Here is a 14,406-nt window from a genome sequence, read left to right as displayed (position 1 = left end):
CTGGACTGGCACGCACGTTGGTGGAACGCGAGGGGGGTCGCCCCGCGCACGCTATGGGGTGACGAGTCCGTTATGAGGAATCATGTCCTGCCGTACTGGAAGCTGAGGGATATCCAGCGTATCGACGTACAGACGTGGATTCGTCTGCTCGCCGACCAGGGGGTGGGGTCGTCCGCTGTCAGACGGTCCTACCACCTGACATCGTCGTTGTTGAGCGCGGCCGTCGATAACGGCCTCCTTGTGATCAGTCCATGCCGGCATATTGCGCTGCCGTGCCTTCCGGACCGCCCGCCGCAATGGTTCACGCCCGGCCAGGCGCAGAGCGTGCTGTGCTCACTACCGTCGGTCTGGCGCACCATGTGCTTGCTGGGCTTCTACACCGGACTGCGCTGGGGAGAGCTCACCGGTCTCCGCTGCCGCAGCGTCGACCGTGATCGATCCCGCTTGCTCTGTCGTTGACGTCAACACTGGCAAGGGCATCAAGCCGTACCCGAAGACGACGAAGAGCCGACGCGAAGTCCCGCTCCCGCCCAATGTCCTCGACGCCCTCGAGCGCCATCTGCGCGGTCTCGCCTCCGATGATCTGGTCTTCACTACACTCACCAAGGGCCGTGCCGGGCGACCGTTGAACGACGGGAACTGGCGCCGGTACACCTGGTGGTCGGCCCTGGGTAATGCCTACTACCTCGACGATGCCGGTGCGCAGCAGCTCGTGCTGCGATACTCGCCACACACCATGCGTCACACGTGCGCCTACTGGCTCGTGCAGATAGGGGTCTCCCTGTACGAGGTCCAGCATTTGCTCGGACACGCGAACTACCAGACGACCGAGCGCTATGCGCATCTCCAGCCGGGAGCCCACGAAGCGGTACTTGATGCGTGGGAAGGCATGGGCGCTCGGCTGAGTCTTGTCGCGTAGCTCACCGGTGGAAGGGCGTGGAGTAGTCGGACTCGACGACGGGGGAGATTGCGGTGTCCTCCTCGGCCCGGTGAATTCCGAGCGCCTCAGGCTGGCCGGGCTGCCCAAGGAGCGCTCGGCAGATGGATCAAATGCGTCGGACCGCCAGTGCGAGAGGCTGCACTTCCGGCGGGGGGCTTGCCAGCGTGAACGCGCATGGCGGCGACCGCAAATCTGGTGAATGGGTCCTGTTCGGCCTGGCAGGGGGGCGTACAGAGGGAGAGGCTGCCGCACCCACCGGGGAGAGCAGGTATCAGGTGTCCGCCCAGATATGTGCTGTGCTCGAGTGGCTGACCCGGTGCAACGGCGAGCCCTTCGTGCCCGTCGCGATCAAGGCGAGGTCTGTAGCCGGCCGGTCCTGAGGTGCTTGCCAGGCGGAATCGCGTGACGCTCGTCTGACGCTCAGAGGGATCGCGGACCGGTGGGATCGCACGCAAATGCTGGCTGACCTGGGGTTTTATGATGATCCGACTTTGTAACCTGTTCCCGATGACCCATCACATGGAGTGCGTGGCGATTTTGGAGCCGGTCTCTAAGGGGGCGTGAGCTGGGGGTACGGCTCAGTGTTCGGTCACCTGGTTTCCTCCATACGGCAGGTCGAGCGGACAACGCGCTCGTACCTCTGAGCGGAGCTGCGGCTTTGCGGTAGCTGTGGGGTCTCGGCGGGCTGAGCGCTGGGCCATGGGAACGGCCAGGTTTGCGCCGGGATGCGGTCGGGGTGCCTTGTGCTCGTGCGAGCGGTTCAAGGTCCCCGCAGCCTGTATACCGTTTCTGAACTGCCGTTTTTCTCGCACTCGATCCATGTACTGGCGCCTAGATACCAGCCCGGTATCATGGGCGCATGGCGATGACACTTCGACTGCCCGACGACCTTGACGCGAAGCTCACTGAGCGTGCTCGGCGCGAGCGCCGGAGTAAGCAGGAGCTTGCCATTGAGGCCATCCGTGAAGCCCAGGATCGGGCCGAGCTGAAGGTCGATGACGTCTTGGCCGAGCTGATGGACAGCGATGCGGAGATCCTGGACTACCTGAAGTGACCGAAGTGCGCTACATCCAGCTCGACGAGGTCTTGGCCATCGCCCGCAAGGTCAACGGCACCGAGTATTGCGTGCGTGACACGGGGCTCCTGGTCTCAGCGATCGAGCGGCCCCGGACCAACGTGTTCGGGACCGAGCTATACCCCACGCTGCACGAGAAGGCGGGGGCTTTGCTGCACTCCATTGCCCGCAATCACGCGCTGATCGACGGCAACAAGCGGACCGCCTGGCTCGCTATGCGTGTCTTCCTGCGGTTCAACGGCGGCAGCGCCAGTATTGCCCCGCCGCACGTCTCCACGGCCGGTCCGTTCGTCGAGGAAGTCGCGCAGGACAGTATCGACGTGCCTGTCGTCGCCAAGCGCCTGGCAGGCTGGTTTCCCGTTCCCTGATGGGCAACGACGAAGAGGGCCGGGGCTGAACTGGCGGTGGGCTGCTGCCTGTCAGGTGCCTGCGCCCGTGCTCGCGCCGGTTCCGGTTACGGTTCCGGCTGTGGCCTTTGTGCGGGTGGGGGCGGGGAGTTGGGCTGTTACTTGGAAGCCGCCGTCGGGGTGTGGGCCCATGTCGATGGTGCCGCCTGCGAGTCGGACGCGTTCGCGTAGTCCGATCAGGCCGTGGCCGCCGCTGGGGAGCAGCGGCGTTCCGTCCGGTGCCGTTCCCCGCCCGGTGCGTTCGCCGGACGGTGCGCGGTTGCGTACGCCGACCCGGACGGTGTCGTGCTGATAGGCCACCGTGACCTCTGTCTCGGCGCCTGACGCGTGCTTGTGCACGTTGGTCAGTGCCTCCTGGACGATCCGGTAGGCGGCGCGCTCGGTGGATTCCGGCAACGGCCGTGGCTCTCCTGTGGTGCGCAGGACCACCGGTAGTCCGGCGCTGCGGGACGAGGCGATCAGGGTGGGGAGCCGGGTCAGTGCGGGCCGGTTGGTGACGGGGCCGCTTCCGGGTTCGGGGTCGGGGTCGGTTTCCGTTCGGTCTTCGGTTCCAGTTCTGGTTCTGGTTCCGGTTTCCGTTCCGGTTTTGCTTCCGGCTCCTGAGGCGGCGGCGCCGGGGTCCTGGTGCGGGGTGGCCGCTTCCTCCGTTGCGGAGGGCGGTGCCGCGTCCGGGGGTGGCTGCTCTCCCTGGGGGCGGCGCAGTACGCCGATCATCTCTCGCAGTTCGTCCAGGGCCTGCCGGCCCGCGGTGGCGATGGTGGTCGAGGCGCCCTTGGTCGCGGTCTCGTCCCCCGCGACGTAATGGAGCGCGTTCGCGTGTACGACCATGAGGCTGACCTGGTGGGAGACGACGTCGTGCATCTCGCCTGCGATCCGCCGCCGCTCCTCCGCCACGGCCGCGTCGGCGATCAGCGTCTGCTCGCGCTCCGCACGCTCGGCACGGTCGACCCACGCCCGCAGTACGGCCTTGCGCTCACCCACGTACATGCCGAGCAGGAACGGCACCAGTGTCAGGAGCAGGAAGATGAGGGCCTGCGGGCTCAGCAGGTGCTGTGGTTCGCGCAGGAGTGCGGTGCTCTGGAAGGAGAGGGCGAGGAGGCTGACCAGCGCAGCGCCCCAGGCCACGCGGCGGTGCCGTGGCCCCCGGTAGGCGCCCTCCGCGTAGAGCGCGAGGAAGAGGGTCATCACGGAGAGCTGGGTGACGTGTGCGGCGAGGCACACCGCGAGCACGACCTCGGGTGCGCGCCGCCGGGCCAGCAGCGTCAGCGCGACGACGACCCCCAGCGTGAGGTTGAGCCATGGGGGGAACGGGCCGAGGTGCGGGTTCTTGAGATCCTGGACCAACGACAGCCATACCGCGACCCCGACGGCCACACAGTCGGCCACCACCGGGTGGCGCAGTACACGACGCGGTCGGGACGGGTGCGCCGTCCTGGTCTCTGCGTCCATGCTCGCGGAGGTCACAGGCCGAGCGTATAACGCTGCCGGCAGGCAGTCGGCAGCCGGGCGGTACCCGCCCGACCTGCGGAGAACTGCCGCGTCCCGGGTGCGGATGGGCGGTGTGGACACCGTGTGCCGCGCCGCGGGTCCGGGACGGGCGGTGTGGACGCCATGTGCTGCGCCGCGGGTGCGGGGCGGGTGCGGGGGCGGCTGTTCGGCCGGTGTCGTACGTCACCGGAAGGCGAGCCTCCTCCTACGTGCAGCATCGCCCTGTCGGCCGGCTGCGGGCGGTGTGCCTGCGTTCTGCTCACCGCGTCACCGCGGAGGGCGGGCGGCGGCGGCCGGAAGCTCGTTCCTGCCCGCCTGCCCGCCTGCCCGCCTGCCCGCCTGCCCGCCTGCCCGCCTGCCCGCCCGCCTGCCCCGAACCGCGTCGCTGTCCTACAGGCGTGGATCGACCGGCTCCGACTCCAGGGCCAGTACCGCGAAGACCGCCTCGTGGACGCGCCACAGCGGCTCCCCCTCGGCGAGCCGGTCCAGGGCCTCAAGGCCCAGTGCGTACTCACGGGTGGCAAGCGACCGCTTGTGCTGCAGGTAGCGTCCGCGTAGCCGTGCGAGGTTGTCGGGGCGTGTGTACTCCGGGCCGTAGATGATGCGCAGGTACTCACGTCCGCGGCACTTGATGCCGGGCTGTACCAGGCGTTCCTTGCTGTCGCGGACCACCGCTTCGACCGGCTTCACGACCATGCCTTCGCCGCCCCGGCCGGTCATCTCCAGCCACCAGTCGATGCCCGCCTGCACCGACGCCTCGTCATCGGTGTCGACAAAGAGACGTCGGGTGGTCTGCAGCAGGCCCGACTGGTCGTTCTCGACCGCCTTGTCGATCAGGGCCAGTTGTGCGTCGTGCGGCAGTGCCGCGAGGGAGCGGCCCTGGACCGCCAGGATCTGGAACGGCGCGAGGCGTACGCCGTCCAGCCCTTCGGTCGTCCAGCAGTAGCGTCGGTAGGCGTCCGTGAACGCCGCCGCTTCGGAGGCGCGTTCGCGCTGCTTGGCCAGCAGTTCGTGGACGTCGACCCCGCGGGCTGCTGCGCCTTCGAGGGCGGACAGTACGCCGGGGAAAACCGCCTTCGAGGCGGCTCCTACAGGTGCGTACTGCGTGCGCAGCAGGCCGGAAGCCTTCAGTGACCACGGCATCAGCTCGGCGTCGAGCAGCAGCCAGTCGGTGGCCAGCTCCTCCCAGAGCCCTGCCTCGGTGGCGGCGGCGCGGACCCGGCCGATGATTTCCTCCGTGGGGGAGGGGGCCTTTTCCCCCGTGGGGGAGGAGGCGGCGGCCGAGTCGTTCATGGCGTCCGTGAAGAAGGGTCGGCCGGTACGGGTGTACAGCGCCCCGGTGGCCGACGAAGAGCCGTCGAGCCCGAACCGCTCCCGTGCCACCTGCGCGTCCCGGCACACCAGGACCACAGCGCGCGACCCCATGTGCTTCTCCTCGCACACGACGCGCGCGACACCGTCCGACGCGTACTGCGCGAAGGCGTCGGCCGGGTGCTCCAGGAAGTGTTCGGCAGCGGCGCCGCCCCGGGCATCGCGCGGCGCTGTGGGGGCGGGGGTCGGTGCCATCGTCGGTGGCAGATACGGCATCAGGCGCGGGTCGATGGCGAAGCGGCTCATCACCTCAAGGGCGGCGGCTGCGTTCTCCTCGCGTACGGACACGCGCCCCAGGGTCCGGGTCTCCACCACGCGGCGGCCGTGTACGTCGTCGAGGTCAAGAGGCCGCCCCTCGTGGCCGCCGGGCGCCTCGGCGCGCAGCGGCTTCACCGGTTCGTACCAGACCTTTTCGGCCGGGACGTCGACCAGTTCGCGCTCGGGCCAGCGCAGCGCGGTGAGCTTGCCGCCGAAGACGGCGCCGGTGTCCAGGCAGATCGTATTGTTCAGCCAGGAGGCGGTGGGTACGGGCGTGTGCCCGTACACGACGGCTGCCTTGCCGCGGTACTCCTCGGCCCACGGGTAGCGCACGGGCAGACCGAACTCGTCGGTCTCGCCCGTCGTGTCGCCGTACAGCGCGTGCGAGCGCACGCGGCCCGATGTGCGTCCGTGGTACTTCTCCGGCAGCCCGGCGTGGCAGACGACGAGCTTGCCCCCGTCGAGAACGTAGTGGCTGACGAGCCCATCGACGAACTCCTGTACGCGGGAGCGGAATTCCTCGCTCTCGCCCTCCAACTGCTCGATGGTCTCGGCCAGTCCGTGCGTGCGCTGGACCTTGCGGCCCTTGAAGTGGCGGCCGAGCTTGTTCTCGTGGTTGCCGGGTACGCACAGCGCGTTACCTGACGCGACCATGTCCATCACCCGCCGCAGCACCCCCGGGGTGTCCGGGCCGCGGTCGACGAGGTCGCCCACGAAGACGGCCGTACGCCCCTGGGGGTGCACCCCGTCGGCGTACCCGAGCGTGCCGAGCAGGGACTCCAGCTCAGCGGCGCATCCATGGACATCGCCGATGATGTCGAAGGGGCCGGAGAGGTGCGAGAGGTCGTTGAAGCGCTTCTCGGTGACGATCCCCGCGCTCTCGACCTCCGCCACACCGCGCAGGATGTGAACCTTGCGGAACCCCTCGCGCTCCAAGTGCCGCAGGGAACGGCGCAGTTCGCGCTGGTGGCGGGCGATGACCCGGCGCGGCATGCCGGCCCGGTCGGCGCGGCCGGCGTTGCGCTCGGCGCAGACCTCCTCCGGAACGTCGAGGACGATGGCCACCGGCAGTACGTCGTACTGCCTGGCCAGCTGTATCAGCTGCTTACGGCTGTCGCTCTGCACGTTGGTCGCGTCGACGACGGTACGGCGGCCGGCGGCGAGCCGCTTGCCCGCGATGTAGTGCAGCACGTCGAAGGCGTCCCGGCTGGCGCTCTGATCGTTCACGTCGTCGGCGACGAGGCCGCGGCAGAAGTCGCTGGAGAGCACCTCGGTGGCCGTGAAGTGCCGGTGGGCGAACGTGGATTTACCGGACCCGGTGGCTCCTACGAGGACGACGAGGGAGAGGTCGGGGACGGGGAGAGTGCGGGGGCCGGCGCTGCGCGTGCTGCCGGCGCGGCTTGTGCTGCCGGTGCCGCTTGTGCTGCCGGTGCCCGCGTTCGGGCCGGCGTCCGTGCTCGGGCCGGCGTCCGCGTTCGGGCCGGCGTCCGTACTCGGGTCGTTGCCCGGATTCGGGTCGGCGCTCGGGTCCGGGCTCGCGTCCGCGCTCAGATCCGTGCCCGCGTTCGGGTCGATGTTCGGGTCCGTCATGCCGCCTTCACTCCCTTCTCGCTCCCGTCATCCGTTGACCGGCCCGTCTGGTCCGTCCGGCCTGTCTGGGCCGTTCGGCCCGTCCGGTCCGTCCGGCTCGTCCGGTCGTTCCCGGTCCGTGTGAAGACCGCCATCTGGGTCGGTGGCCCCACTTCCGGGTCGTCGTCTCCCACGGGCACGAACTCCACGCCGTACCCGTGCCGCTCCGCGGCCCGGCCGGCCCACGCACGGAACTCCTCGCGCGTCCACTCGAACCGGTGGTCCCCGTGGCGTACCTGTCCGGCGGGCAGCGACTCCCAGCGCACGTTGTACTCGACGTTCGGGGTCGTCACGAGGACCGTCCGCGGCTGCGCCGAGCCGAACACCGCGTACTCCAGCGCCGGCAGGCGCTCCACGTCGACGTGTTCGATGACCTCGCTGAGCACCGCCGCGTCGTACCCCTTGAGCCGCTTGTCGGTGTAGGTGAGCGAGCCCTGGAAGAGGGTGACGCGTTCCGCCTGCCGCTCTCCCATCCGCTCCAGCGTCAGCCGCCGCGCGGCGATGGTGAGCGCGCGCATCGACACATCGACGCCCACGACCTCCGCGTACCGTGTGTCCTTGAGCAGCGCCTGCACCAACTGGCCCTGGCCGCAGCCCAGATCGAGCACCCGGCTCGCCCCGGCCGCGCCGAGCGCCGCGAGGATCGCCTCCCGGCGCTGTACGGCGAGTGGCGTGCGCGTCTCCTCCGAGCCGCCGCCATCGCCGGTGCCGTCGCCGTCGTCCACGCCGTCGCCCGTGCCGTCGTCCACCGCGTTGTCGATCTCCTCGACATCCGTGTCGTCCGCTTCGGCGAGCCGCACCAGTTCGAGTCGCTCCGTCGCCTCGCGGGTCAGTGACCAGCGCCGGGCCAGGTAGCGGCTGGTGATCAACTGCTGTGCCGGGTGCGTGGAGAGCCAGCCCTCGCCGGCCCGCAACAGCTTGTCGACCTCGTCGGGCGCGACCCAGTAGTGCTTGGAGTCGTCGAGCACCGGCAGCAGTACGTAGAGATGCCGCAGCGCCTCGGAGAGCGTCAACTGCCCCTCGGGCACGTCCAGTACGAGCTTGATGTAGCGCGACTCGCCCCACTCGGGGAACTGTTCGTCCAACGGCGCCGTCTCCGCCGTCACGTTCCACCCCAGCGGTTCGAACAGCTCCCGCACCAGTGCGGCGCCGCCGCGCGCCGGCAGCGCCGGCACCTCGATCCGCAGCGGCAGCGGCTGCGCCGCCCGTTCTGGGCGCGCGGTGCACTGGCCACGTAGCGCGCTGGAGAACACACGGCTGAGCGCGACAGCGAGCAGCGACGAGGCGGCGTAGGGGCGGTCGTTGACGTACTGCGCCAGCGCCGCGTCAGGCGGCGCGCTCCGGCCCTTGCCGCCCTTGTTCTTGGCCCGCCGCGCCAACGTCACGGGGTCCACCTCCAGCAACAGCGCCGCGGTACAGCGTTCCGCCGTCGCCTCGGGATACAGCACATGAGCCGTGCCGTACGAGGTGGAGAACGCCTGCGCCTTGTCGGGGTGCTTGTGCAGCAGGAACCCGAGGTCGGTCGCGGGGCGTTCTGGGGTACCGGTCGTGCTGATTGTCAGGAACACCGTGGTAAAGCCTCGAAATCGGTTCTGGACAGCGGTTCTGGATAGTGGGTCTGGACGTCGGACACGTGCGATGCGCGCTTCGGTGCTGACGGTCCCACCCTCCCGTCGTCCTCGCACACTCGCGCAGGCCGCCCCCGGCAAGCCGCCGCGCGCGTGCTGCGCCCTGCTCATGACGGGTCCGGACAACGTACAGCGAAGGTATGGAATTCTTCCGACCTTTTTGATCGGCACTTGATCAGGGTGAGCCCCAGGACGGCTCGGTCGCACGTAGCCGCGTTCGACTCCGGACCGTCTCCGTCATGCCCGTCCGGGTCTCGCCTGGCATGGTCACGGGGCCGTAGAGAAGCGCGTGGGCTCCGAGAGGACGGTCCGTGCGCTGTCGAAGTCGGCGAGCCGGGCCGCCAGCGTCGCCACAGCCAGGCGCTCAGGGAGCGCCGCCGAGAACTTCAGCCCTTGCACCGCTCGGTGGTCGACATCGGGGAGGACAAAAGCCGGCCCCGCCAGGACGGCGTCGAGAGCCGTGCGCCACATGTCCTGCGTCAGGTCCTCCCGTAGGCGCAGGTAGCAGTCTGTGGGGCGCTGTACCGGGTCGGCGATCGAGGGCAGCGTCGCCCCCAGCGTGGCATTGGCGCGGTACCCCGCCCATGTCCACCAGCGGACGTCGTTGCCTCGCCGGACCACCAGTGTCCCGGCCGGGTGGACCAGGTCGCATGCTGTACCGTCACGCCACTCCTGCAGGCCGGCGTCGGCTCGCCGCGTGAGTGCCACGGGGGGATCGGCCCCGAGGAGGACCTCCCTCATGGCACGGGTCAACACATACGTCAGTCCGGTGTGCGCCCCGCTGGACCATTTGGCGACCCCACCGCTTTCGACCGGCTCGACGAACACCCGTTTCCTTCCCCAGTCGATGAAGGTCACCTGCCAACTGCGGCCGGCGAGCAGCAGGCGGCGCGGTCCGGGACGCTCCTCGGTGAGTACGGTCGGATCCATGCGGCCGATCTCGGTGCGCCCGGACAGGACGGTGAACTGGGGCGGCGCGGTGAACGAGGCGGTCAGCTCGATGAAATGCCGCCTTCCGAAGCGCCGTTCGGCCTCCGGACCGATGAACAGCAGGCCGCCGTCGGTGTCGAGGAACCCCGCATCGGTCAGGTGTCGCAGTATGGGCGCGGCCGATCGGTCGAAGGGCGCGAGGCCGTTCCACTGCTCGGGCCACAGCTGGTCCCCCAGCTTGTGCTCCTGGAGCGTGACGGCGAGGAGCTGCTGGGCGACGAGGTGGCGTGGCTCGGGCGGTGCGACGACGGGTTCCACCCAGTTGCGGCCCCAGAGGAGCAGCAATCCGGCGGCCTGCAGCAGTGCGTCCTTGTGTGTGGCCAAGAACAGGCAGTTGCGGGTGCCCCCCGCACGGCGCCCGGTACGGCCGATCCGCTGGAGGAACGAGGCGACGGAACCGGGGGCGTCGATCTGGATGACCCGGTCCAGGTCTCCGACGTCGATACCGAGTTCCAGGGTGGAGGTGGCCACGATGACGCAGTCCCGCGCTTCGGCGAACGCCTGCTCGGACCTGGCGCGTTCGTCGGCCGACAGTGAGGCGTGGGAGAGGAAGGCCGTGACGTCCCGGGCCCGGAGTGCCGCGCCCAGTTCCTCGACCTGGCGGCGCGAGTCACAGAACACCAGCCGCTTCTCGCCCTTGTGCAGGGTGGCGATCACCTTGGCCGCGTTGGTGAGGGAGCCGACGTAGTCGAGGTCGACATCTCCGGGCGGAGGGCCGGCTGAGGCGCCGTCTTGTGGTGCGGAGCCAGGCGTGTGAGCCGGTGTGTCCGCAGCCGGTGTGTCCGCGCGTTCCGGTGCGACGACCCGGCCGGGGCGCTGTTCGGCGCCCGATCCCTGGAGCCAGGTGAGCAGCTGCTGTGGATTCCCGACGGTCGCGGACAGGCCGATCCGCTGGAGGGGCCGGCCCGCGACTCGCGCAAGACGTTCCAGCACGGCCAGGAGGTGCCAGCCCCGGTCGTCGCCCGCGAAAGCATGGACCTCGTCGACGACGACGACGCGCACTCCGCTCAGCAGATGGGCGTGGTCGGTCTTCACCCCGATCAGCATGGCCTCCAGCGACTCAGGAGTCGTGAGGAGGATGTCGGGTCGCTCCGTACGGATGCGTTGCCGCTGTGACTGGCTGGTGTCTCCGTGCCACAGTGCCGCGCTGCGGCCGAGCCACTGTGCGTACCCGTCGATGCGCGTCACCAGGTTGTTGAGGAGGGCTTTGAGCGGGCAGAGGTAGAGGACCGAGGTGCCGGTCCAGTTCTGCCCGGACATGGCCGAGAGCACCGGCAGGCAGGCCGCCTCGGTCTTGCCTCCGGCTGTGGGCGCGAGGAGCAAGGTGTCCTCGCCGTCCATCACGGGGGATATCGCGGCACGCTGAAGGGGGCGCAGGTCCGGCCAGCCGAGCGTGTTCACCACGTGGTGCAGAACGACGGGGTCGAGCCGGTCCACGGGGTCGGCGGCGGGCGCCATCACAGCTCCAGGTCGATGTCGTCGGCTGACGCCGACGCGGCCAGGTTCCGTTCGAGGTCGGTGAGTTCACCGTCATCCACCGTCAGCCGGTAGTGCTGCCGGGGGTCGAAATCCGGGAACTGGTCGATACGGTCCAGCACGTCGCCGACCAGCTTCTTGAGGAAGAGCCGGGGCGCCACTCCGACCTTGCCTCCGAGCGCCCCGCCCACGGCGCGGGCGAGGTCGGCGATGTAGGCGTCGTCGGCCACCGCTTTGATCCGGTCGGGCGCTTCGGCACCGGACGCGTAGAGATCGCGGATCGTCCTCCCCAGTCCTGTCAGGGAATCCAGGGTGAAGCCGGGGAGGCGCAGCTGGACGGCGCGCGGGTTGTCGAACCGCGCGTCGGTCGTGAAGTCCGTGGCGAGCCGCTGGGCGAGCGGCGGGAGCCGCTGTACGCCTTGCTGACCGTCGAAGAACGCGGGCGTGCCGGTGATGACGAGGTAGAGCCCTGGGAACCGGCCGGAGTGCAGCTCGTCGATCAGCTGACGCAGCGCATTGAGGGCTTTGTCCCGGGCGTCCGACCGGACTCGCTGCAGCGTCTCGACCTCGTCGAGTACGACGAACAGGCCCCGGTGTCCTGAGTCGCGTAGGACGGTGAGCAGCCCCTGCAGGAAGCCCAGAGCGCCGAAGTGGTCGAGGTCGCCCCGCACTCCCGCCGAGCGGCGAGCCGTCGCGGCCACATGGGGCTGGCCGCCGAGCCAGGCGAGAACGGCGGACGCCGTCGCCTCGTCACCGTCGGCGAGCGCGGACCGGTACCCGCGAAGGGCGGTGGCGAAGGACGGAGCGTGCCGGGACACCTCGGTCAGCCGGTCGGCGAGCAACTGCTCCACCGCGCTGCCGAGCGCGTCCTCGTCCGCTCCCGCGGCGAGCGCGTCCTCCTCCAGCGCGTAGAACCAGGCGTCCACCACGGGACGCAGCGCGCTCGGGGGGAAGCTCGGGGTGGAGAGCCGTTCGGTCAGGCGCCGGTAGACCGTCTCGAGCTTGTGGAGCGGTGTCTCCGTCTCCGAGACCTGCATCTCGGCGACGGCGAAGTTGCGCTGCTTGGCCCGTTCTCCCAGCCAGCGGGTGAAGAACGTCTTGCCCGATCCGTACTCACCCCGTACAGCCTTGAAGACGGAGGATCCCGAGGCGACGCCGTCGAGTTCGGCGTCGAGGGCGGCCTCGAAACGGTCGAGACCGGTGGCGAGCAGATCCAGACCGCTCTCGGGCACGGCTCCGCGCCGCAGTGCGTCGATTGCGGTTCTCCGACGAGCGGCGGACACAGGGGAGGGGCGAGGCTCGATCACTCGCCCATCCTCCCATTCGCTGCCGGCCCCGGGCCGTGCTCCGCCGTGCCCTGTGGTCACTTGCGGCGCAGGGTCCCGTAGCCGAGGTTGTCCGTCAGGTATGCGACGAAGTCGGCGCTCTTCGCGGTTCTGTCCGGCCCCCATTCGCGCTCGTTCTGGAACGCCCTGAACAGTTCCTGAAGCGAGCCCCACAGCGACCCGAGCCGGCCGGAGCTGGGGAAGACCTCTTCGCGGGCGGCATTGTTCAGTTTCTCCGGCTTGTTGAACACGTGGCCCACGATGTCGACGGCGCCGAGCATGGCGAGGTGGAAGTGGAGGTTCGTGTACTGCGACCGGGACATGGGGTCCCCGTTCGACTGGAGGAACTCGTCCACGTGACGTTGCGCCTTGGCCAGCCACAGGTAAACGGAAAGCTGCGTCTTGTCCGAGAAGATCCGGTCGTAGTCGGTGTTTCTCTTCAGCAAACTCGACGGGCGGGCACGGGCGTTGTCGGGTTGCCCCAGCGCGATCGCCATCACGGACTGCGCCAACAGCGGGATGCTGACGATGCGGTCGGTCGGCTTGCCCTGGTTCCGGTAGAAGTTCTTGCGGCGGTCGTAGAACCAGCCGTGTTCGAAGAAGTACGACTCGATCTGCCGCTGGATGTCGTCTGTGGCTCGCAGCGAAGCGACGGGCACGCTCGTTTGCCGGTTGGTGGCTCGGATCACCGCGTCCCGGGCTGCCTGGTCCTCGGTCTTGAGAATGCGCACCTGTACGAGCCGCTCGAAGACGGGATCGGCCGGGTCGGAGAGATACAGCTCCTTGAGGGTTTCGTGCAGGGTGTACGAAGTCTGGAGGCCGTTGACTATCTGTACGTCGGAGAGGCTGAGCCGCTTCCCGACCGAGGTCGCTTGTGAGCACACGATCGTGATGCCGTTGTTGAGCCACCAGAATTCGGGGGCCTCCGGATTCTGCAGCGAGGCTGTGATCTCCCGGTTGACTTCGACGTTTCCCTGGTAGTCGCGGACGTTCCAGTCGAAAATATGGGACTTGATCGTCCCGGTCTCCTCGCTGAGGAAGTCGATGTACTCGCCCAGAGCCACCAGGGCGATGTGACTGGTGCCGTGGGTGATGCTTTCCCGGTACGGGAGTTCCAGCGTGTACGAGGGCAGGGTGCTCGCACGCTTCCAGAGTTCCGCGGGGCCCAGGAACTCGACTTCGCCGGTGGAGATGGCGAAGACGTTGCTGAACTGGGTCTCCAGGATCTTGGCTTTCGCCTGGACCTTGGGATGGACTTCGCCCGCCTCGCCGCGCGTCACGTACGAGAACTTGATCAGTACGGTCGGATGGCGGGTGAGAAGTCGCTTCAGAGCATTCCTGAACAGTTTGAAGCGGGCGAGGAGATCTGCGGCGTAGAGCACGGCGACCGCGGCCTCGTCCACCTCCATGTCCAGCAGGTTTTTGCAGGTGGAGGCCACCTTGTCGAGGGCGGTCTCGGAGAAGGCGGGACTGGTCTTCGCCTGGACGAGCCACAGCGTCAGCTGTGTTCCGTTGTCCACCTTCGAGGCGGCGGAGGGGTCTTGGATGATGTCGCTGTCCTCGTGCAGCAGCCTCCCACCGAGGAAGACGTAGGCACTGTCGATGCCCCCGTCGTTCGCACCGCCGATCACACCCGCTTCGACCTCTTCCTCGGAGAGTCCGAAGCCGTGCAGCGCGTGTTCACTCGCGAACCTTTCGAAGCCCGCGTCGAACGTCAAAGGCACCGCACGGGAGTTGCGGCGTTCCTCGATCATCTGGTTGATCAGCACACGGTCGTTGACGCTCATGGCTCCCGGCTCAGGGGTGTGGAAATGGCGGG

General features: G+C 68.8%; 9 protein-coding genes. 3 read left to right on the top strand and 6 right to left on the bottom strand.

Annotated features, from left to right (window positions below):
* The first annotated feature begins 430 nt into the window (after positions 1–430).
* The 3 genes from NMN56_RS02335 (at position 431) to NMN56_RS02325 (ending at position 2,383) form a co-directional block, all read left to right on the top strand.
* Positions 431–919 carry a tyrosine-type recombinase/integrase gene (locus NMN56_RS02335; RefSeq protein ID WP_274043579.1) on the top strand — a complete coding sequence of 163 codons (489 nt, stop codon included), beginning with the start codon at positions 431–433 and terminating at the stop codon, positions 917–919.
* Between the two features lie 880 nt (positions 920–1,799).
* Positions 1,800–1,994, top strand: coding sequence for a ribbon-helix-helix protein, CopG family (locus tag NMN56_RS02330; protein WP_173266151.1), 195 nt, complete (start codon positions 1,800–1,802; stop codon positions 1,992–1,994).
* On the top strand, positions 1,991–2,383 hold the full coding sequence (locus NMN56_RS02325; RefSeq protein WP_274043580.1) for a type II toxin-antitoxin system death-on-curing family toxin: 393 nt from the start codon (positions 1,991–1,993) through the stop codon (positions 2,381–2,383). The genes NMN56_RS02330 and NMN56_RS02325 overlap by 4 nt, the downstream gene beginning before the upstream one ends.
* Positions 2,384–2,434: 51 nt before the next feature.
* Here NMN56_RS02325 and NMN56_RS02320 read toward each other — a convergent pair whose 3' ends face one another.
* The 6 genes from NMN56_RS02320 to NMN56_RS02295 all read right to left on the bottom strand — a co-directional run bounded on the left by NMN56_RS02320 (position 2,435) and on the right by NMN56_RS02295 (position 14,374).
* Entirely contained in the window at positions 2,435–3,886 is a 1,452-nt protein-coding gene (locus NMN56_RS02320) for a sensor histidine kinase (protein WP_274043581.1), read from the bottom strand.
* A gap of 414 nt (positions 3,887–4,300) precedes the next feature.
* Positions 4,301–7,129 carry a polynucleotide kinase-phosphatase gene (locus NMN56_RS02315; RefSeq protein WP_274043582.1) on the bottom strand — a complete coding sequence of 943 codons (2,829 nt, stop codon included), beginning with the start codon at positions 7,127–7,129 and terminating at the stop codon, positions 4,301–4,303.
* Positions 7,126–8,736, bottom strand: a complete 1,611-nt coding sequence (locus NMN56_RS02310) for a 3' terminal RNA ribose 2'-O-methyltransferase Hen1 (RefSeq protein WP_274043583.1) — start codon at positions 8,734–8,736, stop codon at positions 7,126–7,128. Before NMN56_RS02310 ends, NMN56_RS02315 begins: the two co-directional genes overlap by 4 nt.
* Before the next feature lie 327 nt (positions 8,737–9,063).
* Positions 9,064–11,244, bottom strand: a complete 2,181-nt coding sequence (locus tag NMN56_RS02305) for a DEAD/DEAH box helicase (RefSeq protein ID WP_274043584.1) — start codon at positions 11,242–11,244, stop codon at positions 9,064–9,066.
* Positions 11,244–12,569 (bottom strand): BREX system ATP-binding protein BrxD, encoded by a 1,326-nt coding sequence (brxD, locus tag NMN56_RS02300; RefSeq protein ID WP_274043585.1) that lies wholly within the window; start codon positions 12,567–12,569, stop codon positions 11,244–11,246. Before brxD ends, NMN56_RS02305 begins: the two co-directional genes overlap by 1 nt.
* 56 nt (positions 12,570–12,625) lie before the next feature.
* Positions 12,626–14,374 carry an AIPR family protein gene (locus NMN56_RS02295; protein ID WP_274043586.1) on the bottom strand — a complete coding sequence of 583 codons (1,749 nt, stop codon included), beginning with the start codon at positions 14,372–14,374 and terminating at the stop codon, positions 12,626–12,628.
* Positions 14,375–14,406: the final 32 nt, after the last annotated feature.

This window comes from Streptomyces iconiensis, assembly GCF_028657195.3.
GTDB classification, from domain to species: domain Bacteria; phylum Actinomycetota; class Actinomycetes; order Streptomycetales; family Streptomycetaceae; genus Streptomyces; species Streptomyces iconiensis.
This window is presented reverse-complemented; position numbering and strand designations above follow the sequence as displayed.